The organism is Enterobacter sp. 302C9 (assembly GCF_034106085.1).
GTDB lineage: Bacteria > Pseudomonadota > Gammaproteobacteria > Enterobacterales > Enterobacteriaceae > Enterobacter > Enterobacter asburiae_B.
In genome coordinates this window covers 560,932-586,416 of record NZ_JAWNBW010000001.1, presented here as the reverse complement: position 1 = coordinate 586,416, position 25,485 = coordinate 560,932, and the positions used below count along the sequence as shown (strand labels likewise).

Sequence of the window (25,485 nt, the reverse complement as noted above, 5' to 3'; positions counted from 1 at the left end):
TAAAGGGATGTGAAATGATTGATTTACGCAGCGATACCGTAACCCGCCCGAGCCGCGCCATGCTCGAAGAGATGATGGCCGCCCCGGTCGGGGATGACGTCTACGGCGATGACCCTACGGTCAACGAACTGCAGCGTTACGCGGCAGAGCTGAGCGGCAAGGAGGCCGCGCTGTTCCTGCCGACCGGAACGCAAGCTAACCTGGTGGCGCTGCTCAGCCACTGCGAGCGCGGGGAAGAGTATATCGTCGGCCAGGGCGCGCATAACTATCTCTACGAAGCCGGCGGCGCGGCGGTGCTCGGCAGCATTCAGCCGCAGCCGATTGACGCCGCGCCGGACGGCTCCCTGCCGCTCGATAAAGTCGCGGCGAAAATCAAAGCCGACGATATTCACTTCGCCCGCACCAGGCTGCTCAGCCTCGAAAACACCCACAACGGCAAAGTGCTGCCGCGCGAATACCTGAAAGCTGCATGGGAATTCACCCGCGAGCGCAGGCTCGGCCTGCACGTTGACGGCGCGCGTATCTTTAACGCCGTCGTGGAGTATGGCTGCGAGCTGAAAGAGATTGCGCAATACTGCGACTCGTTCACCATCTGCCTCTCTAAAGGGCTGGGCACGCCGGTGGGTTCTCTGCTTGTGGGCGACGCGGACTACATCAAGCGCGCCAACCGCTGGCGCAAAATGACCGGCGGCGGCATGCGTCAGGCAGGTATTCTGGCGGCTGCCGGGCTGTATGCCCTGAAAAATAACGTGGCGCGCCTGAAGGACGATCACGACAACGCCGCGTGGATGGCGGCGCAGCTGCGCGAGATTGGCGCCGACGTGATGCGCCACGACACCAACATGCTGTTCGTACGCGTGGGCGATGACCGCGCCGCCGCGCTGGGTGAATTTATGAAATCACGTGGCGTGCTGATCAACGCCTCACCCGTCGTGCGCCTGGTCATGCATCTCGACGTGAGCCGCGAACAGCTGGCGGACGTGGTGAAACACTGGCAGGCGTTTTTACAGCGATAAGGAGCATCACGTGCCGCAACGAATTCTGGTGCTCGGCGCCAGCGGGTACATCGGTCAGCATCTCACCGCGGCGTTAAGCCAGCAGGGACACCAGGTGCTGGCAGCGGCACGCAACACCGAACGCCTGCAAAAGCTCAGTTTGCCTGGCGTCACCTGCCACAGCGTTGACCTCAACTGGCCGAAGGAACTTCCCGCCCTGCTGGAAGGGGTCGACACGCTTTACTACCTGGTGCACAGCATGGGCGAAGGCGGGGATTTCATCGCCCACGAGCGGCAGGTGGCGATGAACGTTCGCGACGCCCTGCTGCAAACCCCGGTGAAGCAGGTCATTTTTTTAAGCTCGCTCCAGGCGCCCGAACACGAGCAGTCCGATCACCTGCGCGCCCGCCAGCTGACGGCTGACACCCTGCGCGGGGCGAATATCCCCGTCACCGAACTGCGCGCCGGGATCATCGTCGGCGCAGGCTCCGCCGCCTTCGAAGTGATGCGCGATATGGTTTACAACCTGCCCGTACTCACGCCGCCGCGCTGGGTACGCTCGCGCACCACGCCGATTGCGCTGGAGAATTTACTGCATTATCTGGTGGCCCTGCTGGATCACCCGGCGGAGCAACACCGCGTGCTGGAGGCGGCAGGCCCCGAAGTGCTGAGCTATCAGGAGCAGTTCGAACATTTCATGCGCGTCAGCGGCCGCCGCCGCTGGCTGATCCCCATCCCCTTCCCGACCCGCTGGATTTCGGTGTGGTTTTTGAACGTGATCACCTCCGTGCCGCCGACGACCGCCAAAGCGCTGATCCAGGGGCTCAAACACGATTTACTGGCGGACGATCGCGAACTGCGGGCACTCATTCCCCAGGACCTGATCCGCTTTGACGATGCCGTGCGCAATACGCTGAAAGAGGAAGAGCAGCTGGTGAACTCCAGCGACTGGGGTTACGACGCTCAGGCGTTTGCCCGCTGGCGGCCGGAGTACGGCTATTACCCGAAACAGGCGGGCTGCACGGTGAAAACCCACGCCAGCATGGCCGCGCTGTGGGAGGTGGTGAACAAGATTGGCGGCAAAGACGGTTATTTCTTCGGTAATATCCTGTGGCAAACGCGCGGAGCAATGGATCTGCTGGTGGGGCACAGGCTGGCAAAAGGCCGCCCGGCACGCCCGTATCTTGAGGTGGGCGACGCGGTCGACAGCTGGAAGGTCATCATCGTCGAGCCGGAAAAACAGCTGGCGCTGCTGTTCGGTATGAAAGCCCCAGGGCTGGGCCGGCTCTGCTTTACCCTGAAAGACAAAGGCGATTGTCGTGAACTGGACGTCCGCGCCTGGTGGCATCCCCACGGAATGCCGGGTCTGTTCTACTGGCTGTTGATGATCCCCGCCCACCTGTTTATCTTCCGCGGAATGGCAAAGCGGATTGCGCAACGGGCAGAACAAAAGACGGAAAAGATCTAAATAAAACTCTCTTTCTTTCACCTTTCCCATTGCATAGCGCCGTAATTCACGAAAGAATGCGCACGAAATTCTTTTCAACACAGTGGATTGATATGAAGGTACTGGTTACCGGGGCGACCAGCGGCTTAGGCCGAAATGCGGTCGAATTTCTGCGCAACAAGGGCATCAGCGTCAGGGCTACCGGTCGCAACGAAGCGATGGGAAAACTGCTGCAAAAAATGGGCGCGGAGTTCGTCCATGCTGACCTGACGGAGCTGGTCTCCTCTCAGGCGAAAGTGATGCTCGCCGGTATCGACACGCTGTGGCACTGCTCCAGCTTCACCTCCCCGTGGGGTACCCAGGAAGCCTTCGATCTCGCCAACGTGCGGGCCACTCGCCGTCTGGGCGAATGGGCCGTTGCCTGGGGCGTGCGTAACTTTATTCATATCTCGTCACCTTCACTCTATTTCGACTATCACCACCATCGTGAGGTGCAGGAAGATTTCCGTCCCGCTCGCTTTGCCTGCGAGTTTGCCCGCAGCAAGGCGGCCAGCGAAGAGGTGATTGACCTGCTGGCACAGTCGAACCCGCACACCCGTTTTACGGTCTTACGTCCGCAGAGCCTGTTCGGGCCGCACGACAAAGTGTTTATTCCGCGCCTGGCGCAGATGATGCACCACTACGGCAGCGTGCTGCTGCCGCGCGGCGGCGATGCGCTGGTGGATATGACCTATTACGAAAACGCCGTTCACGCCATGTGGCTGGCAAGCCAGCCGGACTGCGATAAGCTGATCTCCGGTCGCGCCTACAACATCACGAACGGCGAACCCTGCACGCTGCGCAGCATTGTGCAGCGTTTAATTGACGAGCTGCAGATCGACTGCCGCATCCGTTCAGTCCCTTACCCAATGCTGGATATGATTGCCCGCAGCATGGAGCGTTTTGGCAGTAAATCGGCCAAAGAGCCTGCGCTGACGCATTACGGCGTATCGAAGCTTAACTTTGATTTCACGCTGGATATTTCGCGTGCGGAGAACGAGCTTGGGTACAAACCGATCGTGACGCTGGATGAAGGGATTACGCGTACGGCGGCGTGGCTGCGGGATCACGGGAAGTTGCACCGATAGCCTTAATTCACGGAGAGGGATATCCGAAGGATTACCCCTGCCCGTATTTCTCTAAAAGCGCTTCTGCAATAGCCATCGTTTCCACATCAGCTACGCCGTTCCACAGCTGCGGCCTGAAGTGCATCTGGAACACCATGATGATGCGCTTCTGCTGGGCAGGCGTGCTGTTGTCGGGCACCTCATAACCATAGCGTGCGAGTAAATCCAGCAGCGCTGCGGTGTCTACCGGCTGATAAGGCGGTCGCCCGTTTATATAGAACGCAACGCGCCCGGCATCGGGCCATGCACCAATCCCCTGCTGCGCCAGCTCACGCCACGGGAACAGCGGGCCGGGATCGTCTTTGCGCTGCGGGGCGATGTCCGAATGGGCCACCACATTTTCAGGTCTGATGTTGTAGCGGGCAATAATGTCTTTGGCGAGCGGAACCAGCGCCGCAATTTGCGCAGGCTCAAACGGCGTAAAATGCTTAACGCCCGACGTTTTTTGCCAGCCGCGGTTCTCCAGCTCAATGCCGACAGACGTATCGTTAATCCGGTTGGTGCCGCGCCAGAAGCTGATGCCCGCATGCCAGGCCAGTTCGCTTTCAGGCACCAGCTGCCAGATGCGGGGCTTACCGTCCGGTGCCGGGGGTTTAGCCGGGATCAAATAGTGAGAGCTGACGTTCTTATCCGTCAGCGTGGCCAGCGAGCTGTCAAAATCATCCGCGGTGTAGTGGATCACCAGCACCTTTATACGCGGGTAAGCCGCCTGCGCCTGATGACGCGTGTCCAGCTCGTAGGCGCCTTTGTCGATAATCCCTTTTTCCGTGGCACACCCTGCCAGCAGCAGCGCCAGCAGGAGCGTGGCAAACGAACGCGTCATCGGAGGGTTTTCACCGCCGTACCGCTTACGCTCACCATCAGCATGCTGGCATCTTTCCCGACCGTTTCGTAGTCGATATCAATCCCCACAACCGCATCAGCGCCGAGGGCTTCCGCCTGCTCGCCAAGCTCTTTAAAGGCGATTTCGCGCGCTTTACGCAGCTCTTTTTCGTATGCGCCCGAGCGGCCGCCAACGATATCGCGGATACCGGCAAAAAAGTCACGGAAGATATTGGCGCCGAGAATGGCTTCGCCGGTAACCACACCGCAATACTCGGTTATTGTCTGCCCTTCCAGGGTTGGCGTTGTTGAAAACTGCATGGTTTCTCTCCTTCTTTAGCGTTCAATGCCTTAGGCACAGCATTATCGGTTCGTTACGCTATGATTGAAAGGATAGTTAATAAATAAGGAAATCAACATGCGCTATTCTGCTTTAACACTTTTGGTGCCCTGCGCGCTGGTGCTCAGCGCCTGTACCACCACGGTCACGCCAGCCTTTAAGGATATCGGTACCCGCAGCGGCCCTTGCATTGAGGGCGGCCCGGACGCCGTGGCGCAGCAGTTCTATGATTATCGCATTCAGCACCGCAGCAACGATCTCATCGGCCTGCGCCCGTATCTGAGCGACGGTCTGGCAAAACTGCTTAACGACGCTACCCGCGATCCGCAGCATAACGCCCTGCTGAAATCCGATCCGTTCTCCAGCCGCACCACGCTGCCGGACAGCGCCGAAGTAGCCAGCGCGTCAACCATCCCGAACACGGATGCCCGCAATATTCCGCTGCGCGTTAAGCTGACGCAGGGAACCCAAACCTGGCAGGATGAAGTACTGATGATCCGTGAAGGACAGTGCTGGGCGGTAGACGACGTGCGCTACGTTGGCGGCAGCGTTCATGCCCCGGCAGGCACGCTGCGCCAGTCGATTGAGAATCGCTAAACCCGCCGATACAACCCGGTAACCCCCGTAAAATGTGCGGCATTTCATGCGGAATGCCGACATTTATACTCGCCGACCTTACCGTTCGCTATTTTGTGCTATGTTTAAGAGGAAACGCGGGTTATATTTAACTTTTAACGCATAAATATTGCATAACTATTCTGTCAACGGTACTATCTGCGGCCTCAATTGCTATAGATTGCCTGGATGAGTAAAGACTGCCCCGATGAGTATTAAACTAAACGGCATTAACTGCTTCTACGGCGCACACCAGGCGCTGTTTGACATCACGCTGAATTGCCCGGAAGGCGAAACGCTGGTTTTGCTTGGCCCAAGCGGTGCAGGCAAAAGCTCCCTTCTGCGCGTCCTTAATCTGCTTGAAATGCCCCGTTCAGGTACGCTGGCAATTGCCGGTAACCATTTTGACTTCGCGAAAACGCCGTCTGATAAAGCGATTCGCGAACTGCGTCAAAACGTCGGCATGGTCTTCCAGCAATACAATCTCTGGCCGCATCTGACCGTCCTGCAAAACCTGATTGAAGCGCCGTGCCGCGTGCTGGGGTTAAGCAAGGAGCAGGCGATCGCGCGCGCCGAAAAGCTGCTGGATCGTCTGCGCCTTAAGCCCTACAGCGACCGCTATCCGCTGCACCTTTCCGGTGGTCAGCAGCAGCGCGTAGCCATTGCCCGCGCGCTGATGATGGAGCCTGCGGTATTGCTGTTTGATGAGCCAACCGCGGCGCTGGACCCGGAAATTACCGCCCAGATCGTCAGCATCATTCGCGAGCTGGCGGAAACCAATATTACGCAGGTTATCGTCACCCACGAAGTGGAAGTGGCGCGTAAAACCGCCAGCCGTGTGGTCTACATGGAAAACGGGTATATCGTTGAGCAAGGTGATGCGAGCTGCTTCGCGAACCCGCAAACCGATGCCTTCAAAAACTATTTATCTCATTGATTGTGTCAGGGGAAATATAATGAAAAAAGTATTACTTGCCGTGCTGCTTGCTGGCGTTACCCTTTCCGCTACCGCAGCTCAGACCATTCGTTTCGCCACGGAAGCCTCTTACCCTCCGTTTGAGTCCATTGATGCGAACAACAAAATTGTTGGCTTCGACGTGGACCTGGCTAACGCCCTGTGTAAAGAGATCGACGCGACCTGTACCTTCAGCAACCAGGCGTTCGACAGCCTGATCCCAAGCCTGAAGTTCCGCCGTATCGACGCCGTGATGGCCGGTATGGACATCACCCCGGAGCGTGAAAAGCAGGTTCTGTTCTCTACGCCTTACTACGACAACTCCGCCCTGTTCATTGGTCAGAAAGGGAAATTCACCTCTGTCGATCAGCTGAAAGGCAAAAAAGTTGGCGTGCAGAACGGCACCACGCACCAGAAATTCATCATGGATAAACATCCGGAAATCACTACCGTTCCGTATGACAGCTACCAGAACGCGAAGCTGGATCTGCAAAATGGCCGTATCGACGGCGTATTTGGTGATACCGCGGTCGTAACCGAGTGGCTGAAAGCCAACGATAAACTGGCGCCAGTGGGCGACAAAGTGACCGATAAGGATTACTTCGGTACCGGTCTGGGGATTGCCGTTCGTCAGGGCAACACTGAGCTGCAGCAGAAATTCAACGCTGCGCTGGAAAAAGTGAAGAAAGACGGCACCTACGAAACCATCTACAAAAAATGGTTCCAGAAGTAATTCCTGATGAATGAAATTTTTCCTTTAGCAAGCGCCGCCGGGATGACCGTCGGCCTTGCCGTTTGCGCACTGATTATCGGCCTCGTGCTGGCGATGTTCTTTGCGGTGTGGGAATCCGCGAAATGGTTCCCCGTCGCCTGGACAGGCTCCGCGCTGGTCACCGTGCTGCGTGGGCTTCCGGAAATTCTGGTGGTCCTGTTTATCTATTTCGGCTCCTCACAGCTGCTGCTGACGCTGTCGGACGGTTTTACGATCAATCTTGGCTTTGCGCAGATCCCGGTGCAGATGCAGATTGAAAACTTCGACGTCAGCCCGTTCCTGTGCGGCGTGATTGCCCTCTCCCTGCTCTACTCCGCGTACGCGTCGCAAACCCTGCGCGGTGCGCTGAAAGCCGTGCCGCAGGGTCAATGGGAGTCGGGTCAGGCGTTAGGTCTGTCGAAGTCAGCCATCTTCTTCCGTCTGGTCATGCCGCAGATGTGGCGCCATGCCCTGCCGGGCCTCGGCAACCAGTGGCTGGTGCTGCTGAAAGATACCGCGCTGGTGAGCCTGATCAGCGTTAACGATTTGATGCTGCAAACCAAAAGCATCGCCACCCGCACCCAGGAGCCTTTTACCTGGTACATTGTGGCGGCGGCTATCTACCTGGTGATCACGTTGCTCAGTCAGTACATCCTCAAGCGTATTGACCTGCGTGCGACGCGCTTTGAACGGAGACCAGGCTGATGCTTGAATATTTCCCCGAGCTGATGAAAGGGCTGCACACCAGCCTGACGCTGACCGTGGCGTCCATTATCGTGGCGCTGATCCTGGCCCTTATCTTCACCATCATCCTGACGCTGAAAACGCCGGTGCTGGTGTGGATTGTGCGCGGCTACATCACCCTGTTTACCGGTACGCCGCTGCTGGTGCAGATCTTCCTGATTTACTACGGCCCGGGCCAGTTCCCGTCGCTGCAGGAGTATCCGGTTATCTGGCATCTGCTTTCTGAACCGTGGCTGTGTGCCCTGATTGCCCTTTCGCTGAACAGTGCGGCCTATACCACCCAGCTGTTCTACGGCGCGATCCGCGCCATTCCGGAAGGACAATGGCAGTCCTGCGGAGCGCTGGGCATGAGCAAGAAAGACACGCTGGCGATCCTGCTGCCGTACGCCTTTAAGCGCGCGCTCTCCTCCTACTCCAACGAAGTGGTGCTGGTGTTCAAGAGTACTTCTCTGGCCTACACCATCACCCTGATGGAGGTGATGGGTCACGGACAGCTGCTGTACGGGCGCACCTATGACGTGATGGTGTTCGGTGCGGCAGGCGTGGTCTATCTGGTGGTTAACGGCCTGTTGACGCTGATGATGCGCCTGATCGAGCGTAAAGCGCTGGCGTTTGAGCGCAGATCGTAGGCCGGGTAAGCGCAGCGCCGCCCGGCAAGAAGTGCATAAATGTGATTAATCAATGCGGGTAACTTTCTGGTTATCCGCTTTTTTTTTCCATAAAAATAATACTTAATCATTTTTATTGCATATAAATTCATTAAATGGCATTGTACATCCATGCCGCAGACACGGCGCATAAATAAGACAGACGGGAGCATTACAATGAAAAAGTTAGTTCTGGCCGCATTACTCGCCACCTTCGCCGCTGGCGCATCCGCAGCTGATAAAATCAATTTTGGCGTGTCCGCCACCTATCCGCCGTTTGAATCGCTGGATGCCAGCAACCAGATCGTGGGCTTCGACATTGACCTGGCAAAAGCGCTGTGCAAACAAATGCAGGCCGACTGCACCTTTACCAACCATGCCTTCGACAGCCTGATCCCGTCGCTGAAATTCAAAAAATACGACGCGGTGATCTCCGGGATGGACATCACGCCTGAGCGCAGCAAACAGGTTGCGTTCACCGACCCGTACTACGCCAACTCGGCGGTCGTGATTGCGAAGAAAGGCGCCTATACCTCTTTCGATCAGCTGAAAGGCAAACGCATCGGGATGGAAAACGGCACCACGCACCAGAAATACCTCCAGGACAAACATCCTGAAGTGAAAACCGTGGCTTATGACAGCTACCAGAACGCGATTATCGACCTGAAAAATGGCCGCATCGACGGCGTGTTCGGCGATACCGCCGTGGTGAACGAATGGCTGAAAACCAATCCGCAGCTGGGCACCGCAACCGAGAAAGTGACCGATCCGCAGTACTTCGGCACGGGTCTGGGCATCGCGGTACGTCCGGATAACAAGGCTCTGCTGGAAAAACTGAACGGCGCGCTGAAAGCGATTAAAGCTGACGGTACGTACCAGAAAATCAGCGAGCAGTGGTTCCCGCAGTAAGATTTTTTTGCCGGGTGGCCCGGCCTACGGGGGTGGTAGTCTGTAGGCCGGGTAAGGCGAAGCCGCCACCCGGCACTCTCTCACAGTGGCACAAAGAACCTGAACCGCGCCCCGCTCACCGACTCCATCAGCCTGATCCCACCGCCGTGCAGCTCCAGCATACGTTTCACGATTAACAGCCCCAGCCCGCCGCGATTCTCCCGCGATGCCTGGGTGTTCAACGCCGATGGCCGCTGGAACAGATCGTCGCGCAGCGAGGCATCCACGCCCGTTCCGCTGTCAGCCACTTCGACCTGAAGCCGTTCATTCTCCTGCCAGACCGCCAGACGAATTTCCCCGCCAGATGGCGTATGGCGCATCGCATTATCGAGCAGGTTGGTCACCACGCGTTCGATCATCGACACGTCGGCGTTAATCAGCGGCAGCGGTCCCGGCACGTCAATATGCAGATTCACTTCGCGCGTGCGGGCGGTGAGCTCAAACTTCTGCGCCACGTCGGAAATCAACTCCCCCATCGCGAAACGCTCGCGCTGCGGCTTAATGCCGCCGTGCTCAAGGCGCGCCAGCTCGAACAGCTGCTGCGATAGATGACGGACTTTTTGCCCCTGACGCAGCGCGGTGGCGAGATACTGCTGGTGCTCCTGCGGCGTCAGCGTGGCGGATTTTAGCGATAGGGTTTCCAGATAGCCCAGCAGCGAGGTCAGCGGCGTACGGAGATCATGCGAAATGTTGGCGATAAACTCCCGGCGCTGGCGGTCGCTGTCGGCCAGCTGGTCCCACTGGCGGGTGATTTTGCGTGCCAGCTCGATAAAGCTGTTGCGCAGGATCGCCACTTCATCCCTGGCCGCCGCGTCCGACGGCTGTGCCGCCAGCTGTCTGATAGCGCTGATGCTGTCCTGCTCCAGCCCGGCGACCTCCACCGTCAGCTGTTTTACCGGGCGCGTGACCCAGTACCAGACCAGTAAACCTGCCAGCAGGCCAAACAGCGCGACCCACAGCAATGACCACAGTACCGTGCTCCACAGCGCCTTATGCCAGGCCATTTCAGCCAGGGCGTTTGACTCTTCGCCCTGCAAAATAATGTACAGATAGCCTTTTAGCTCGCCGTCCTGCCGCAGCGGCGTGGCGCTAAAGACCTTTTTATTTTGACTGCGAGGATCGTCGCCCAGGACCGGTATGGCGGTACCGCTCAGGAAGGTCTGAACCGGGGCCAGATCGATTTTTTGTCGCTGAATGTGGCCCGGCGGTGCGGCATCCGCCAGGATATCGCCGTCCGGGGAGACAACGTACAGCTCAACGCTCGGATTAAAGGTCATCAGCCGATCGAACAGCGGCTTGAGTGCCGTTCGGTCGACCCTGCCCTGCGCGTTAAGAATCGGTTCACGCTGAACGATCTGCTGCGCCAGCCCGCCCGACAGCCGCTGCACCATCGCGTTGCCGTACTGCGTACTGGTGTAGAGTTGTACCGCACAGGCGACGGTGGCGCAGAGCATCATCAGCAGGATAAACAGCAGCGTCAGGCGCTGGCCCAGGCTAAAGCGGCGCATCATGATTTGGCTCCGCAAATTTATAGCCCTTGCCCCAGACGGTGCGAATAATCTCCGGCTCGGCGGCGTCCTTCTCAATCTTGATGCGCAGGCGGTTGATATGGGTGTTAACAGTGTGCTCATAGCCTTCGTGCTGATAGCCCCAGACCTGCTCCAGCAGCGCCAGACGCGAAAAGACCTCGCCAGGATGACGGGCAAAGAAGTACAGCAGCTCGAATTCACGCGGGGTGAGATCCACCACCTGGCCGTGAAGCAGCACGCTGCGCGCCAGCGGATCGATGGTCAGACCGTGGGCCTGAATTTGACCGTCGGTTTGCGCCTGCCCCATCGCCTGCTGGCGGCGGAACAGCGCTTTGATGCGCGCAATGAGTTCCTGCACCGAGAACGGCTTCGCCAGATAATCATCGGCGCCGGTTTCCAGCCCGGTAATGCGGTCGGTCTCGCTGCTGCGGGCGCTGATGATGATCACCGGCAGGTAGCGCGTCATCTGACGGATGCGGCGGCAAATCTCCAGACCGTCAACGCTGGGCAGCATCAGGTCGAGGATCACCGCATCCCACGGCTGTTTTTCAAGACGCAGTAAGGCCTTGCCCCCGTCGGGCTCGTGGGTAATGGCGTAGCCTTCGTCTTCTAAATTGAGTCGCAGAAGCGCCGCGATATCTTGGTCGTCTTCCACCAGCAGGATCTGCTTCATGGGTAAGCCTTTATTCATCTCTTATGACGTAAGCTTACCTGATTTCGAGCGGGGGAAGAGTTCACATTTTGTTTAAGATTTCACGAGCAACGTCAGCACTTCGTAATGCGCGGTATGCGGGAACATATCGAAAAGCTGAACGCGTTCAATGCGGTAGCCCGGCAGGCTGGCGATGTCTTTCGCCATGGTCTGGGCGTTACAGCTGGAATAGACGATGTACTCGGGCGCCATCTGGCTCAGGTAGTCGCACAGCGCCTTGCCGATGCCGCGGCGCGGCGGGTTGACCAGCACCAGCTCCGGCACGTTGCCCTGGCCGGTCGCAAACTGCGTGGAGTCGAGCGCCTGGAAGTGCAGATTCGTTAACCCCAGCCCGGCGGCGGACTGCTTCGCGCAGGCAATCGCTTCGGCAGAGATCTCAATGCCGGTGAGCTGCATCTCTGGCGTGGCGCAGTGCAGACCAAAGCCGCCCACGCCGCAGAAGAGATCCCACATATGATGGACGTTTAACGCACGAACCCAGTCGCGGGCGGTGGCGTACAGGCTGCTTGCCACGGTCGGGTTGGTCTGGAAGAAGCTTTGCGGGCGGATCCACAGCGGCACGCCGTTGAAGCTTTCGGCCAGCGCGTGCTGGTCGGTGAAGAAAATCTCTTTCTCCCCTTCCATGATCGCCATATGCACCGGCTGAACGTTTGCCGTAATGACCTTCAGCTGCGGCAGCTGTTCCTGCAGCCACGGCAGCGCCGCGCGCAGCTGCTCCAGCTTGGCTTCCGAGCGCAGCACGAAGCGCAGCATCATGCCGCCGTCGAGTTGGCTTTCCGTCAGCAGAAGGTACTTCAGCTCGCCGCGCCTGCGGGCGACGTTGTAAGGCGTTAACCCTGCACGCGCGATAAACGGTTTCAGCGCGGCAAAGACGGGTTCAAACGAGGCGGGATACAGCGGGCAGCCGGTCAGGTCTTCCGGCGTGCCGTCGCGGTGCAGCATTCCCAGCAGCGGTTTTTCAACGCTGCCGCTGACCACCATTTTGGCTTTATTACGAAAGCCCTGCTCCGGGCCACTGACGGGTGCGCACCACTCGCCCACCGCGTGTGCTGCCAGCAGCTGTTGCAGGTCGGCCATTTTGGCGGTGAGTTGTTGAGAGACCGGCTGTTCTATCCACTGACAGGAGCGGCAGCGTCCGGCGTCATAGAGTGCGCACTGCATATGAAAACCTTAAGAATCACGAGGGCTGCGATTATACACATTATTGCAGGCGGAAGAACCGCCGGCTTGAGGCCGGAACGAAGAGTAGACAGAGCACCAGCATATCCGGCAATTTTTGCATAAACAGCGCGCGCAGGATCTCGCGTTTGGATTCCCCGGCAATGCTGAACAGCTCCGGGTAACCGTATCCCAGCGAGGCGGCCCACAGATAGCTGGCGGCGGTAATTTGCGTCAGCAGATAGACCCAGCGCGCCCAGTTGCGCCCTTTGACCAGCGAAAACGCGCAGTAGATCTCGATAAACACCAGCACCAGGCTGCTCAAAAAGACCAGCGTTAGATTCCACGTCTGCACGCTGCGGTGAATGAATTCACCGATGCCGCGCACGCCCAGGGTGTTCAGAATCATTAGCACGTCCAGGCAGCGGATCATAATAATGGCGAGCGCCGCCACCTGAACCAGAGCAGGTACGTTAGGACGCGCGTGCGTAGTACGTGATTTTTTTAATAATCCCAATGTTTTACTTCCCTGAAAAACAGTGCCGCGTCATGCGCGGCACTTCACTGGAAATTTTAAATCCTTCAGCCGCGTCTTGCACGCTGGATATCGCGCACGCGCTGTTTTTCCGCGCGCGCCATCAAATACCAGGCGATAAATCCGACAATTCCGACCACGCCAAGGATGATGGAAGCCAGGGCGTTGATCTCCGGGTTGACTCCCATGCGCACGCTGGAGAAGACCAGCATCGGCAGCGTCGTCGCGCCCGGTCCGGAGACAAAGCTGGCTATAACCAGATCGTCCAGCGACAGCGTAAACGCCAGCAGCCAGCCGGAGATCACCGCCGGCATAATCATCGGCAGGGTAATGATGAAAAAGACCTTCAGCGGCGTCGCGCCAAGATCCATCGCCGCCTCTTCAATGGAGCGATCCAGCTCGCGCATGCGCGAGGAGATCACAACCGCCACGTAGGCCGTACAGAAGGTGACGTGCGCCAGCCAGATGGTGAGCATGCCGCGATCCGCCGGCCAGCCGATGGCGTGCGCCAGGGCCACGAACAGCAGCAGCAGCGCGAGTCCGGTGATCACGTCCGGCATGACCAGCGGCGCGGTGATCATAAAGGCGAACCCGTTTGAGCCGCGAAAACGCCCGAAGCGCACCATCACCAGCGCGGCGATCGTGCCCAGCACCGACGCCATTGTCGCCGCAAGGGCAGCAATGGTCAGACTCAGCCCCACCGCGCTCATCATCGCATCGTCGTGGAACAGCTCGCTGTACCAGCGCGTCGACCAGCCCGCCCAGACCGTTACCAGCTTAGAGCTGTTGAACGAGTAGATCACCAGCATCAGCATCGGCGCATACAGGAAGGTAAAGCCGATAACGAGGATCGCAATTCGCCACGGGGAGCGCACTACCGGTAAGTTGTTCATCCGTGATCTCCCATCTGTTTCTGCTGATGCTTGTGGAACCACATAATCGGCACGATCAGCAGCAGGAGCATCACGATCGCCACCGCCGAGGCCACCGGCCAGTCGCGGTTATTGAAGAACTCCTGCCACAGCACGCGGCCAATCATGATGCTGTCAGGGCCGCCGAGCAGTTCCGGGATCACAAACTCCCCTACCGCCGGGATAAAGACCAGCATTGACCCGGCGATAATGCCGCCTTTGGTCAGCGGAACAATGACGCTGAAGAAGGTTTTTAACGGACGGGCGCCGAGATCGAGCGACGCTTCCACCAGCGAGTAATCAATGCGCGTAAGCGCCGTATAGATCGGCAGCACCATGAACGGCAGATAGGCGTACACAATGCCGATATAGACCGCGAGGTTGGTGTGCAGGATCGTCAGCGGCTGATCGATAACCCCGAGCCACATGAGAAAGTTATTCAGCACGCCGTTGTTTTTCAGGATCCCCATCCAGGCATAAACGCGGATCAGGAACGAGGTCCACGACGGCAGGATCACCAGCAGCAGCAGGATGTTGCGCGTCGACGGTTTGCTGTGCGCCACCGCCCACGCCAGCGGGTAGCCCATCACCAGACAGCAGAGCGTCGAGATAGCCGCCACCTGCAGCGACTGCAGATAGGCTTCGAAATAGAGCGGATCGTCGGTGAGCTGCAGGAAGTTGCCGAGGTTAAGCGTCAGCGTCAGCTGCCCGTCGGCCCAGTCCAGCAGGTTGGTGTAAGGCGGGATCGCCCGCGCCATTTCCGCCAGGCTTATCTTGAAAACAATCAGGAACGGCAGCAGGAACAGCAGGATTAGCCACACGTACGGCATGGCGATCACCAGCTTGCGGCCGTGGTTCATCTGCAAGCGCGTTAGCCACTGGGCAAAACCGCCCGGCTTTTCTGCGCGAGCTGGAGGTTCAAGTGCACTCATTTGCCGCTCCTTATACCGTCAGCACGACGCAACTGTCAGCATCCCAGCACAGGCGCACTTCGTCACCCCATGTTGGCTGCCCCTTGCGGTAGCGATGTTCGTTCTGTAGCTGCGCGCTGAGCATCTGCCCGCTTTTCAGCCGCACGTGGTAGATAGACAGGTCGCCCAGATAGGCAATGTGCACCACTTCGCCCACGGCAAAGTTATAGCCATCGGCAGGCGGATCCTCACAGAGCATGATCTTCTCCGGACGCAGCGCGACGTAGACCGGCACGTTATCCACCACGGAGTTATCCGGATCGACCTTAAGCGGATGCTGCAGCCCCGGCGATTCGATGACCAGGCCATCCTCCTGACGATCTTTCAGCAGCCCTTCGAAGACGTTGACCGAGCCGATAAACTCCGCGCTGTAGCGGGTGGTCGGGTGCTCATAAATCTCTTCCGGCTCTCCGATCTGCACGAACTTCCCGCGGTTCATGATCGCAATACGCCCGGCCATGGTCATCGCTTCTTCCTGGTCGTGGGTCACCATCACGCAGGTCACCCCCACGCGCTCGAGGATATCCACCACTTCGAGCTGCATACGGTCGCGCAGTTTTTTATCCAGCGCGCCCATCGGCTCATCGAGCAACAATAATTTCGGGCGTTTTGCCAGACTGCGGGCCAGAGCCACGCGCTGGCGCTGGCCGCCGGAGAGCTGGTGCGGCTTACGCTTCGCGAACTCCTGCATGTGCACCAGGCTCAGCATCTCGGCCACGCGCGCGGTAATTTCGGCCTTCGGCAGCTTGTCCTGCTTCAGGCCAAAGGCGATGTTCTGCTCCACCGTCATGTGCGGGAATAGCGCGTAAGACTGGAACATCATGTTAATCGGGCGCTGATACGGTGGCACGCTGGAGAGATCCACACCATCGAGCATGATTTGCCCGGCGGTGGGCTGTTCAAACCCGGCCAGCATACGCAGCAGGGTCGATTTACCGCAGCCAGAAGCCCCCAGAAGGGCAAAAATTTCGCCTTTATAGATAGTCAGGCTGACGTCGTCCACGGCATGCTGGCCATCGAAAGATTTGGTGAGGTTACGAATTTCAAGAAGCGGGGTCAGCGCTTTACGGACTTTCGCCTGCGGGCGGGGGATCGCGTCATTCACGGGGTGTTCTCCGGCATAGATCAGTACTGGTGCAAACGCACCGTCAGGGTGCGCATCGCCGGGCGGCGCTAACGCTTGCCCGGCCTACGGGTTGTACAGGCCCGGTAGGCGACAGCGCCACCGGGCAACAATACCCAACGCCGTTATTTACCGCTTTTCACCTTGGTCCACGCGCGGGTACGCACGCGGTCAATTTTTGGATCCTGAACTTTCAGGGTGAAGAGCTTGGCGAACACATCCGCCGGTGGATAAATCGCCGGGTTGTTACGGATTTCTTCGCTTACCAGCGGCACGGAGGCCTTGTTACCGTTCGCGTAGTAAACGTGGTCGCTGATGTGGGCGATCACCTCAGGACGCATCAGGTAGTTGAGGAACTGATAGGCTTCGTCTTTGTTTTTCGCATCAGCCGGCATCGCGAAGACGTCGAAGAAGGCCAGCGCCCCCTCTTTCGGAATGAAGTAAGAGACGTTCACGCCGTTTTTCGCCTCTTTCGCGCGGTTAGCCGCCTGCCACACGTCCCCTGCCCAGCCGATCGCGACGCAGATGTCGCCGTTCGCCAGGTCGTTAATGTACTGAGACGAGTGGAAGTAACGAATGTTTGGACGCAGCTTCAGCAGCAGATCGGTCGCCGGGCCGGTGTAATCATCGGCTTTACTGCTGTTCGGGTCTTTGCCCAGGTAGTTCAGCACGGTGGCGAAAATCTCTTCCGGCGCATCGAGGAAGGAGACGCCGCAGCTTTTCAGCTTCTCAAGGTTTTCCGGCTTCAGCACCACGTCCCAGCTGTCCAGCTTGACGTCCGGGCCCAGCACCGCTTTGACTTTATCCACGTTGTAGCCGATACCGGTGGTCGCCCACAGGTAAGGCATGGCGTATTTGTTGTCCGGGTCATGCTTCGCCACTAGCTTCAGCACTTCCGGATCGAGGTTTTTCCAGTTCGGTAACTTGCTCTTGTCCAGAGGCTGGAAGACGCCTGCCGTCAGCTGACGCTCGAGGAAGCTTGCGGAAGGCACCACGAGATCAAACCCGGTGCTGCCCGCCATCAGCTTTCCTTCCAGCACTTCGTTAGAATCGAATACGTCGTAGACCACTTTAATGCCGGTCTCTTTTTCAAAATTCGCCACCGTGTCCGGCGCGATATAGTCAGACCAGTTGTAAACGTGCAGCGTTTTTTGTTCCGCAGCGAGCGTGCCGGCAGAGACGGCCATCAGAGCACCCGCAACCAGACCCGATAACCATTTTTTATTCAAGGCGATCATATCTTTATTCCTTCTGAAAGCTCGTTAACAAACGAACTAAAACTGTGCAATCTGAAGATATGCAATAATCATGCATAGTTTGTCGCTCTGCCCAAAATAAAAAGAAACCTCTTTACCCGGCAGCTTCCGCTCGCTTTTTTAAGCATCGCAAGAATAACTGTAGCCCGTGTCTCCGGCTATAGCCCAGACGAAAAAACGCCTTTTATCAATTTTTTATGCAGGTTATGTCTACGTGATAAGCCGAAACGGCCTTCAGGGAGGTGAAAAATTCTTTAAAGAAAGGTTAAAAGCAGCAGAAAAAATGGCCTTCTGCAGCCGCTATGGCAGCGACTGCGCAAAAGTCAGACAGGTTCAGTGAAGAAAATTGGGAGATGCATCATTATTCTCTGCATCATCTTCCGCGCTATACAGCAGATGGTGTGCATTGGCTTCCATCATGACCATGGAAATTTGCTCTTCGCTCAAGCGCATAAACCAGGAGAACTGCTTGAACGACAGCCCGGCACCGGAGAATAAAGACTGGCAAACGACCAGTTTTGGCAGATTATCATCCTGTATGTCGAGAAATGCTTTCACCGTCAAAGAACTGGCGTTGATCGCTGACAGGTCGGAGGCCAGCGCCAGCAGCGCGGAGGGCTTCACTTCGGCCAGCGCGGAGAAAAGGATCACGTCGTTAATGAGATCGATTTTGGCATCGAAAATGCCGTCGAAATTCTGCATATGAGGCAGATGCAGCGCCTGGCAGGAATCGCATTCGAAGAACGTAATTCCGGCATCATCAAGCCATTGACGTAACGTATCCAGTGTAGGTACGACCTGTAAATCCATCGCTGTGCAGCCTCTTAATTAAAAACTTCGCATATACCCGTCATACTTCAAGTTGCATGTGCGTTGGCTGCGCTCGTTCACCCCAGTCACTTACTAATGTAAGCTCCAGGGGATTCACTCCCTTGCCGCCTTCCTGCAACTCGAATTATTTAGGGTATAGATTACGCAAAAAGTGCGTTCAATACCATTTAACCGCCCGTTTTCAGACAGTAGCCTGGCGTGGCATGACGCTCGATCCATGCGATCATTTTACCTGCAATATCGACACCTGTGGTTTTTTCTACGCCTTCCAGCCCCGGCGAAGCGTTCACCTCCATGACCAGCGGCCCGCGCGTCGCCCGCAGAAGGTCTACGCCCGCCACGTCCAGCCCCAGGGTTTGCGCCGCTTTGACGGCAATTTCCCGTTCGCGATCGCTAATATCAGCTACCCGCGCCACGCCGCCGCGGTGAAGGTTAGAGCGGAAATCGCCCTCTTTCGCCTGGCGCTCAATGGCCGCCACCACTTCATTGCCGACCACGAAGCAGCGAATATCGCGCCCTTTCGCCTCTTCGATGTACTCCTGCACCAGGATGTGCGCATTGAGACCCCGAAAGGCATCAATCACGCTCTCCGCCGCCTGACGCGTTTCAGCCAGCACCACGCCAATGCCCTGCGTGCCTTCCACCAGCTTGATGACCAAAGGCGCGCCGCCCACCATGTCGATAAGATCGCTGGTGTCGTCCGGTGAATGGGCAATCCCCGTGACGGGGAGATCGATCCCCTGACGGGCGAGGAGCTGCAGCGAGCGCAGCTTGTCGCGGGCGCGCGAAATGGCGACGGATTCGTTGAGCGGATAGCTGCCCAACATCTCGAACTGGCGCAGCGCGGCGGTGCCGTAATAGGTGATCTGGGAGCCGATGCGCGGGATCACGGCATCAAAGTGCGGCAGCTTGCGGCCTTTGTAGTGAATCGACGAGGCGGCCGGGTCAATGTTCATATAGCAGGACATCGGGTCGAGGATCTCAACCTGATGCCCGCGTTTCGCCGCCGCGTCTCGCAGGCGCTTACATGAATAGAGCGTTCCATCCCGGGACAATATGGCAATTTTCACCCTGCACCTCTCTGAAGACATGGAAAAAGCCTGCATATCATATACGCAGGCAGGCGCAGGCGGAATGGACTATCGCGTCGCCCAGCCCTGTTTGTGCAGGTAATCAAGAATAAACGGGCGGTTTTCTTTAATGATGGTGCGACGAATATGGTCAGTCCAGGTATCCCGACGGTTATTGCTGCCGCGCGTCAGGTAGTAGTTCGCCAGCTCTTCATCATATTGATTCAGAACGTCCTGATCGACCGGCTGGTAGTGGTTTTCGTGCACCAGCATGGCGGCAGGAATGCGCGGCTTCAGATCCGGGTTATCCGCAGGCCAGCCGAGGCACAGGCCGAACAGCGGCAGGACGTGTTTTGGCAGCTTCAGCAGCTCGGTCACGCTTTCAATGTTGTTACGCAGGCCGCCGATGTAGACGCCACCTAATCCCAGCGACTCCGCCGCCGTAAAGGCGTTTTGCGCCATCAGCGCGGTATCCACCACGCCCAGCAGCAGCTGTTCGGCCAGCCCCAGCTCGGCCTCAGGGCAGATCTGCAGGTGGCGGTTAAAGTCGGCGCAGAACACCCAGAACTCCGCGGCCTGGGCCACATGCTTCTGTCCGCCGGTCAGCGCGACCAGCTGTTCACGCATGGCCGGGTCGGTAATGCGGATAATCGAGCTGCACTGCAGAAAGCTGGAGCTGGAGGTCGCCCTGGCGCTGTTAATAATCGCTTCGCGCTGCGCCTCGGTAATCGGCTCATTGGTGAAGTGGCGAATGGAACGGTGGGATGTGAGCAGGTCTATGGTTGGCGTCATCTTGTCTCTCTTTGTCTTGCTTAAACCTTATGGCAGCCAGTATAGGCAATGATTTGCGCGGTGTAATTGGCGAAACATAGCCTTACTGTATCAAAGCGACAGGCGAAACCTTCTTTAATGGCGGCAGGTTATCGGGCACTATATGTCCTATTCGCCGTCAGGCTTGTTTTTTGAGGAGAGAGAAATGTTTGCAGTAATTTTTGGTCGTCCAGGGTGCCCTTACTGTGTGCGCGCGAAAGAGCTGGCTGAGAAACTGACCGAAGAGCGCGATGACTTCAACTTCCGCTACGTGGACATCCACGCGGAAGGCATCACCAAAGCGGATCTCGAAAAAACCGTCGGTAAGCCGGTTGAAACCGTACCGCAGATCTTCCTCGATCAGAAACACATCGGCGGTTGCACTGACTTTGAAGCTTACGCCAAAGAGCATCTGGGCCTGTTTGCCGCCCAGTAATGCGAAGACGCCCTCACCCGGAGGGCGTTTTTATTTGTGGTACCGTCGATGCTTAATCAGGCTGCACACAAACAAATAGCACAGCGCGCCGAGGGCGCACCAGAAGACGCCGCTCAGCAACCACGCCATCTCCTGCCAGAAACTTCGCGTTGATACATACAGCATGCGCATCAGCAGCAGACACAGCGGTGCCGCCAGCATTGCGCCAATAAGCGGCTTGACCACCTCCCCTTTACGGGAAAGAAAACTGGCTGCCGCTCCCGGCAGGGTAAAAAAGAGCAGCCCCAGCTCCGGGTGTCCGGCAGCCCTGAATGCCCCCTTCACATTAAAAGCGAGCGACATGCACACGACGGTAAACAGCAAAAAGCAGCTGATCACCCCCGCCCAGTTTCGTTTAATGTTCAAACTATCCTCCTGACTTATCTCTATCAAATACACCTTCGTCGGGTAGACGCCCAGTCAGATAAAGCAATGCGGCAATCCTTGCCAAAGTACGCACAGGGTGATGCGATAATAGGTAGCTGTCAGTAGCTAATACGATTAAACTATCGGCCAGCTAATGTTTTAGGGAATAAATTAGGTAACAGGGAGGGTTGAACACGTTCCCTGGCTCAGAAAACAGTAGCCCAAATAGTCCTTTCATTCAACAACTTACTGGTAAACAAGAAGTTAGCCTCCGTGAATATAAACGTCGCAGACTTGTTAAATGGGAATTACATCCTGTTATTATTTGTGGTACTGGCGCTGGGCCTCTGCCTGGGTAAATTGCGCCTGGGTTCAGTTCAACTTGGTAATTCCATTGGCGTTTTAGTCGTCTCCTTATTATTAGGCCAGCAGCACTTCAGCATTAACACGGACGCGCTCAACTTAGGCTTTATGCTGTTTATTTTTTGTGTTGGCGTGGAAGCGGGACCGAACTTTTTTTCAATTTTCTTCCGCGACGGCAAAAATTATCTGATGCTGGCGCTGGTGATGGTCGGCAGCGCGCTGCTGATCGCGTTAGGGCTGGGTAAACTGTTTGGCTGGGATATCGGGTTAACGGCCGGTATGCTGGCAGGCTCCATGACCTCCACCCCCGTGCTCGTGGGTGCCGGTGATACCCTTCGCCATTCCGGCATGGCTGGCGCGCAGCTCTCTACCGCGCTCGACCACCTGAGCCTGGGCTATGCCCTGACCTATCTGATTGGTCTGGTGAGCCTGATCGTTGGCGCACGCTACCTGCCAAAACTGCAGCACCAGGATCTGCAGACCAGCGCCCAGCAAATCGCCCGCGAGCGCGGTCTGGATACCGATTCCAAACGTAAAGTCTATCTCCCGGTGATCCGCGCCTATCGCGTCGGGCCAGAGCTGGTGGCATGGGCTGATGGCAAAAACCTGCGCGAGCTGGGGATTTACCGCCAGACGGGCTGCTATATCGAACGTATCCGCCGCAACGGCATTCTGGCGAACCCGGACGGCGACGCGGTGCTGCAGATGGGCGACGACATCGCGCTGGTGGGTTATCCGGATGCCCACGCCCGTCTCGACCCGAGCTTCCGTAACGGCAAAGAGGTGTTCGACCGCGACCTGCTCGACATGCGCATCGTCACCGAAGAGATCGTGGTGAAAAACCATAACGCCGTTGGCCGCCGTCTGGCACAGCTGAAGCTGACCGACCACGGCTGCTTCCTCAACCGCGTGATCCGCAGCCAGATTGAGATGCCGATCGACGATAACGTCGTGCTCAACAAAGGCGACGTTCTGCAGGTCAGCGGCGACGCGCGACGCGTGAAAACCGTTGCCGACCGCATCGGCTTTATCTCCATTCACAGCCAGGTCACCGACCTGCTGGCCTTCTGCGCCTTCTTTATCGTTGGCCTGATGATCGGGATGATCACCTTCCAGTTCAGCAACTTTAGCTTCGGCATCGGTAACGCCGCCGGGCTGCTGTTTGCCGGGATCATGCTGGGCTTCCTGCGAGCGAACCACCCGACCTTCGGCTACATTCCGCAGGGCGCGCTGAACATGGTGAAAGAGTTCGGTCTGATGGTCTTTATGGCAGGCGTGGGCTTAAGCGCGGGAAGCGGGATTGGCCACAGCCTGGGCGCCGTCGGCTGGCAGATGCTGGTTTCCGGACTTATCGTCAGCCTGGTGCCGGTGGTGATCTGCTTCCTGTTCGGCGCCTACGTGCTGCGCATGAACCGCGCCCTGCTCTTCGGGGCAATGATGGGCGCGCGTACCTGTGCGCCGGCCATGGAAATCATCAGCGATACCGCGCGCAGCAACATCCCGGCGCTGGGGTATGCGGGCACGTACGCTATCGCTAACGTGCTGCTCACGCTGGCGGGTACGCTGATCATCATCATCTGGCCTGGACTCGGATAACTCCTAAGTTTGCGCGCGGGGAAAATTATTTTCGTTACGCGCAGAACTTTTTTATCAGGGGGCAGTCATAACTAGTGCCACTGCTTTTCTTTGATGTCCCCAATTTGTGGAGCCCATCAACCCCGCCGTTTTGGTTCAAGGTTGATGGGTTTTTTGTTGCCTGAAATTCCCGTACCGCTCATCTCCGCTTCTATCCTGCAATCAAAACATATATGATTAAACATATATAAATCATTCCACCTGCAGGAACGCCCATGCTCCACCCACTCCAGCTCTTCAAAACCCTCTCCGACGAAACGCGGCTCGCCATCGTCATGCTGCTCCGCGAAGCGGGCGAGTTGTGCGTATGCGATCTCTGCTCCGCAACCACCGAGTCGCAGCCTAAAGTCTCCCGCCACATGGCGTTGCTGCGCGAGTCCGGGCTGGTTATCGACCGTCGCGAGGGGAAGTGGGTCTATTACCGTTTGTCTCCCAACATGCCTGCATGGGCGGCAACCGTTATCGACAACAGCTGGAACTGCCTGCGGGACGAGACGCGCATGAAGCTTAAAAACCGACTCTCAGGCTCGTGCTAGGCAAAACACATTCACAAAAACAGATATAACGGAGTAGAAGATGTTTCTGGCAGGGGCTATTTTTCTGTTTACGCTGGTACTGGTCATCTGGCAGCCCAAAGGGCTCAGTATCGGCTGGAGCGCCAGCATTGGCGCCGTGCTGGCGCTGGCCAGCGGCGTGATTCACATTAACGATATACCTGTGGTGTGGAATATCGTCTGGAACGCCACGGCAACGTTTATCGCCGTCATCATTATCAGCCTGCTGCTGGATGAGTCCGGCTTTTTCGAGTGGGCGGCGCTGCACGTTGCCCGCTGGGGGAACGGTCGCGGGCGATTGCTGTTTACGTATATCGTGCTGCTAGGCGCAGCCGTGGCGGCGCTGTTTGCCAATGACGGTGCGGCGCTGATCCTGACCCCTATCGTGATCGCCATGCTGCTGGCGCTGGGGTTCAGCAAGCAGGCCACGCTGGCGTTTGTGATGGCGGCGGGCTTCATCGCCGATACCGCCAGCCTGCCGCTGATTGTGTCCAACCTGGTCAACATCGTGTCGGCAGACTTCTTTAAGCTGGGGTTCAGCGAATACGCCTCGGTGATGATCCCGGTAGATATCGCCGCGATTGCCGCAACGCTGGTGATGCTGCATCTGTTCTTTCGCAAGGAAATCCCCCCGGAATATGACCTTGCAAAACTCCGCGAGCCCGCGCGGGCCATTCACGACCTCCCGACGTTCAGAACGGGCTGGATCGTCCTGCTGCTGCTTCTCGTCGGTTTCTTTGTGCTTGAACCTCTCGGCATTCCGGTCAGCGCCATCGCGACCGTCGGCGCGCTGATTTTATTCGCTGTCGCAAAACGCGGACATGCGATAAACACCGGAAAAGTGCTGCGCGGCGCGCCGTGGCAGATCGTTATCTTTTCGCTGGGGATGTATCTGGTGGTGTATGGCCTGCGCAATGCCGGGCTGACGGACTCTCTCACAGGCGTACTGGATAGCCTGGCCGGACACGGGCTGTGGGCCACCACGCTGGGAACCGGGTTCATCACCGCGTTTCTGTCATCCATAATGAACAATATGCCCACCGTGCTGATTGGCGCGCTCTCCATCGAGGGCAGTACGGCGACAGGTTTGATCAAAGAAGCGATGATTTACGCCAACGTGATTGGCTGCGATCTGGGGCCGAAAATCACGCCTATCGGCAGCCTCGCCACCCTGCTCTGGCTCCACGTGCTGGCGCAGAAAAACATGACAATCACCTGGGGCTACTATTTCCGGACGGGCATCGTTATGACGCTGCCGGTCCTGTTTGTGACGCTCGCCGCGCTGGTGCTACGTCTCTCCTTCACACTGTAATGAGTCACTGATATGAGCCACATCACCATTTATCACAACCCGGCCTGCGGAACCTCGCGCAACACGCTGGAGATGATCCGCAACAGCGGCACGGAGCCAGAGATTATCCTTTATCTGGAAACCCCGCCGTCGCGCGATAAGCTGACCACCCTGATTGCCGAGATGGGCATTTCAGTGCGGGATCTGCTGCGTAAAAACGTGGAGCCCTATGAACAGCTCGGCCTTGCCGACGATAAGTTCACCGACGACCAGCTTATTGATTTTATGCTGCAGCACCCGATCCTGATTAATCGCCCGATCGTGGTGACGCCGCTGGGCACCCGCCTGTGCCGACCGTCTGAAGTCGTCCTCGACATCCTGCCGGATGTGCAGAAAGGGGCGTTTACGAAAGAAGATGGTGAAGCCGTCGTGGACGCCAGCGGCAAAAAAATATCGCCAAAGTAA

The 25,485-nt window shown here is 57.5% G+C and carries 28 protein-coding genes; 14 read left to right on the top strand and 14 right to left on the bottom strand.

Annotation, left to right across the window (positions count from 1 at the left end; translation table 11 throughout):
• The first annotated feature begins 14 nt into the window (after window positions 1–14).
• From ltaE to UR289_RS02825, 3 genes are all read left to right on the top strand, one after another.
• Window positions 15–1,016 carry a low-specificity L-threonine aldolase gene (gene ltaE, locus UR289_RS02835; protein WP_033145067.1) on the top strand — a complete coding sequence of 334 codons (1,002 nt, stop codon included), beginning with the start codon at window positions 15–17 and terminating at the stop codon, window positions 1,014–1,016.
• A 10-nt stretch (window positions 1,017–1,026) separates the two neighbouring features.
• The gene (locus UR289_RS02830; RefSeq protein WP_320709124.1) at window positions 1,027–2,463 is read left to right on the top strand and encodes an SDR family oxidoreductase; all 1,437 of its coding nucleotides are present in this window, start codon (window positions 1,027–1,029) and stop codon (window positions 2,461–2,463) included.
• Between the two features lie 92 nt (window positions 2,464–2,555).
• On the top strand, window positions 2,556–3,569 hold the full coding sequence (locus UR289_RS02825) for an NAD-dependent epimerase/dehydratase family protein (RefSeq protein ID WP_048979761.1): 1,014 nt from the start codon (window positions 2,556–2,558) through the stop codon (window positions 3,567–3,569).
• A 31-nt stretch (window positions 3,570–3,600) separates the two neighbouring features.
• On the opposite strand, the gene UR289_RS02820 is transcribed toward UR289_RS02825, so the two are convergent.
• The gene (locus UR289_RS02820) at window positions 3,601–4,431 is read right to left on the bottom strand and encodes an N-acetylmuramoyl-L-alanine amidase (protein WP_320709123.1); all 831 of its coding nucleotides are present in this window, start codon (window positions 4,429–4,431) and stop codon (window positions 3,601–3,603) included.
• Entirely contained in the window at window positions 4,428–4,751 is a 324-nt protein-coding gene (locus UR289_RS02815; RefSeq protein WP_023310944.1) for a heavy metal-binding domain-containing protein, read from the bottom strand. The genes UR289_RS02820 and UR289_RS02815 overlap by 4 nt, the downstream gene beginning before the upstream one ends.
• Window positions 4,752–4,848: 97 nt before the next feature.
• On the opposite strand from UR289_RS02815, the gene UR289_RS02810 reads away from it, so the two are divergent.
• The 6 genes from UR289_RS02810 to artJ all read left to right on the top strand — a co-directional run bounded on the left by UR289_RS02810 (window position 4,849) and on the right by artJ (window position 9,391).
• A complete protein-coding gene (locus UR289_RS02810; protein ID WP_033145050.1) occupies window positions 4,849–5,367 on the top strand; it encodes a lipoprotein in 519 nt (172 codons plus the stop codon).
• A gap of 226 nt (window positions 5,368–5,593) precedes the next feature.
• Window positions 5,594–6,322, top strand: a complete 729-nt coding sequence (gene artP, locus UR289_RS02805; RefSeq protein ID WP_148242699.1) for an arginine ABC transporter ATP-binding protein ArtP — start codon at window positions 5,594–5,596, stop codon at window positions 6,320–6,322.
• Window positions 6,323–6,341: 19 nt separating this feature from the next.
• Complete coding sequence (gene artI, locus UR289_RS02800; protein ID WP_033145049.1) at window positions 6,342–7,073, top strand: arginine ABC transporter substrate-binding protein ArtI; 732 nt, start codon at window positions 6,342–6,344, stop codon at window positions 7,071–7,073.
• Window positions 7,074–7,079: 6 nt separating this feature from the next.
• Window positions 7,080–7,796 (top strand): arginine ABC transporter permease ArtQ, encoded by a 717-nt coding sequence (gene artQ / locus UR289_RS02795; protein WP_023310941.1) that lies wholly within the window; start codon window positions 7,080–7,082, stop codon window positions 7,794–7,796.
• Entirely contained in the window at window positions 7,796–8,464 is a 669-nt protein-coding gene (gene artM / locus UR289_RS02790) for an arginine ABC transporter permease ArtM (protein WP_033145048.1), read from the top strand. Before artQ ends, artM begins: the two co-directional genes overlap by 1 nt.
• 195 nt (window positions 8,465–8,659) lie before the next feature.
• Window positions 8,660–9,391 carry an arginine ABC transporter substrate-binding protein ArtJ gene (gene artJ / locus UR289_RS02785; RefSeq protein WP_021240923.1) on the top strand — a complete coding sequence of 244 codons (732 nt, stop codon included), beginning with the start codon at window positions 8,660–8,662 and terminating at the stop codon, window positions 9,389–9,391.
• Window positions 9,392–9,471: 80 nt separating this feature from the next.
• Here the strand turns inward: artJ and UR289_RS02780 are convergent, their stop codons facing one another.
• The 11 genes from UR289_RS02780 to nfsA all read right to left on the bottom strand — a co-directional run bounded on the left by UR289_RS02780 (window position 9,472) and on the right by nfsA (window position 20,318).
• On the bottom strand, window positions 9,472–10,941 hold the full coding sequence (locus tag UR289_RS02780) for an ATP-binding protein (RefSeq protein WP_320709122.1): 1,470 nt from the start codon (window positions 10,939–10,941) through the stop codon (window positions 9,472–9,474).
• Entirely contained in the window at window positions 10,925–11,632 is a 708-nt protein-coding gene (locus UR289_RS02775; RefSeq protein WP_320709121.1) for a response regulator transcription factor, read from the bottom strand. The genes UR289_RS02780 and UR289_RS02775 overlap by 17 nt, the downstream gene beginning before the upstream one ends.
• A gap of 72 nt (window positions 11,633–11,704) precedes the next feature.
• Entirely contained in the window at window positions 11,705–12,832 is a 1,128-nt protein-coding gene (gene rlmC, locus UR289_RS02770) for a 23S rRNA (uracil(747)-C(5))-methyltransferase RlmC (protein ID WP_320709120.1), read from the bottom strand.
• Between the two features lie 40 nt (window positions 12,833–12,872).
• Window positions 12,873–13,346, bottom strand: a complete 474-nt coding sequence (locus UR289_RS02765; protein WP_023310935.1) for a YbjO family protein — start codon at window positions 13,344–13,346, stop codon at window positions 12,873–12,875.
• Window positions 13,347–13,411: 65 nt separating this feature from the next.
• A complete protein-coding gene (potI, locus tag UR289_RS02760) occupies window positions 13,412–14,257 on the bottom strand; it encodes a putrescine ABC transporter permease PotI (RefSeq protein ID WP_029739447.1) in 846 nt (281 codons plus the stop codon).
• Window positions 14,254–15,207, bottom strand: a complete 954-nt coding sequence (potH, locus tag UR289_RS02755; RefSeq protein ID WP_033145043.1) for a putrescine ABC transporter permease PotH — start codon at window positions 15,205–15,207, stop codon at window positions 14,254–14,256. Before potH ends, potI begins: the two co-directional genes overlap by 4 nt.
• A gap of 10 nt (window positions 15,208–15,217) precedes the next feature.
• Window positions 15,218–16,351 carry a putrescine ABC transporter ATP-binding subunit PotG gene (gene potG, locus UR289_RS02750; protein ID WP_024907855.1) on the bottom strand — a complete coding sequence of 378 codons (1,134 nt, stop codon included), beginning with the start codon at window positions 16,349–16,351 and terminating at the stop codon, window positions 15,218–15,220.
• A 143-nt stretch (window positions 16,352–16,494) separates the two neighbouring features.
• Window positions 16,495–17,607: a spermidine/putrescine ABC transporter substrate-binding protein PotF gene (gene potF / locus UR289_RS02745; protein WP_023335062.1), complete on the bottom strand. Its 1,113-nt coding sequence runs from the start codon at window positions 17,605–17,607 to the stop codon at window positions 16,495–16,497.
• A 351-nt stretch (window positions 17,608–17,958) separates the two neighbouring features.
• Window positions 17,959–18,435: a YbjN domain-containing protein gene (locus UR289_RS02740; RefSeq protein WP_014169308.1), complete on the bottom strand. Its 477-nt coding sequence runs from the start codon at window positions 18,433–18,435 to the stop codon at window positions 17,959–17,961.
• 188 nt (window positions 18,436–18,623) lie between these two features.
• Window positions 18,624–19,526, bottom strand: a complete 903-nt coding sequence (gene rimK, locus UR289_RS02735) for a 30S ribosomal protein S6--L-glutamate ligase (protein ID WP_033145042.1) — start codon at window positions 19,524–19,526, stop codon at window positions 18,624–18,626.
• A 69-nt stretch (window positions 19,527–19,595) separates the two neighbouring features.
• Window positions 19,596–20,318 carry a nitroreductase NfsA gene (gene nfsA / locus UR289_RS02730; protein WP_063408081.1) on the bottom strand — a complete coding sequence of 241 codons (723 nt, stop codon included), beginning with the start codon at window positions 20,316–20,318 and terminating at the stop codon, window positions 19,596–19,598.
• Between the two features lie 184 nt (window positions 20,319–20,502).
• Between nfsA and UR289_RS02725 the strand changes: the two genes are divergently transcribed.
• Window positions 20,503–20,772 carry a GrxA family glutaredoxin gene (locus UR289_RS02725; protein WP_006809455.1) on the top strand — a complete coding sequence of 90 codons (270 nt, stop codon included), beginning with the start codon at window positions 20,503–20,505 and terminating at the stop codon, window positions 20,770–20,772.
• 30 nt (window positions 20,773–20,802) lie between these two features.
• Here the strand turns inward: UR289_RS02725 and UR289_RS02720 are convergent, their stop codons facing one another.
• Entirely contained in the window at window positions 20,803–21,177 is a 375-nt protein-coding gene (locus tag UR289_RS02720) for an inner membrane protein YbjM (protein ID WP_047061473.1), read from the bottom strand.
• A gap of 273 nt (window positions 21,178–21,450) precedes the next feature.
• On the opposite strand from UR289_RS02720, the gene UR289_RS02715 reads away from it, so the two are divergent.
• The 4 genes from UR289_RS02715 (at window position 21,451) to arsC (ending at window position 25,485) form a co-directional block, all read left to right on the top strand.
• Window positions 21,451–23,136 (top strand): aspartate:alanine antiporter, encoded by a 1,686-nt coding sequence (locus tag UR289_RS02715; protein ID WP_014169303.1) that lies wholly within the window; start codon window positions 21,451–21,453, stop codon window positions 23,134–23,136.
• A 254-nt stretch (window positions 23,137–23,390) separates the two neighbouring features.
• The gene (locus UR289_RS02710) at window positions 23,391–23,711 is read left to right on the top strand and encodes a metalloregulator ArsR/SmtB family transcription factor (protein ID WP_033145039.1); all 321 of its coding nucleotides are present in this window, start codon (window positions 23,391–23,393) and stop codon (window positions 23,709–23,711) included.
• A 40-nt stretch (window positions 23,712–23,751) separates the two neighbouring features.
• Complete coding sequence (locus tag UR289_RS02705) at window positions 23,752–25,041, top strand: arsenic transporter (RefSeq protein ID WP_320709119.1); 1,290 nt, start codon at window positions 23,752–23,754, stop codon at window positions 25,039–25,041.
• A 12-nt stretch (window positions 25,042–25,053) separates the two neighbouring features.
• Window positions 25,054–25,485, top strand: a complete 432-nt coding sequence (arsC, locus tag UR289_RS02700; RefSeq protein ID WP_047061470.1) for a glutaredoxin-dependent arsenate reductase — start codon at window positions 25,054–25,056, stop codon at window positions 25,483–25,485.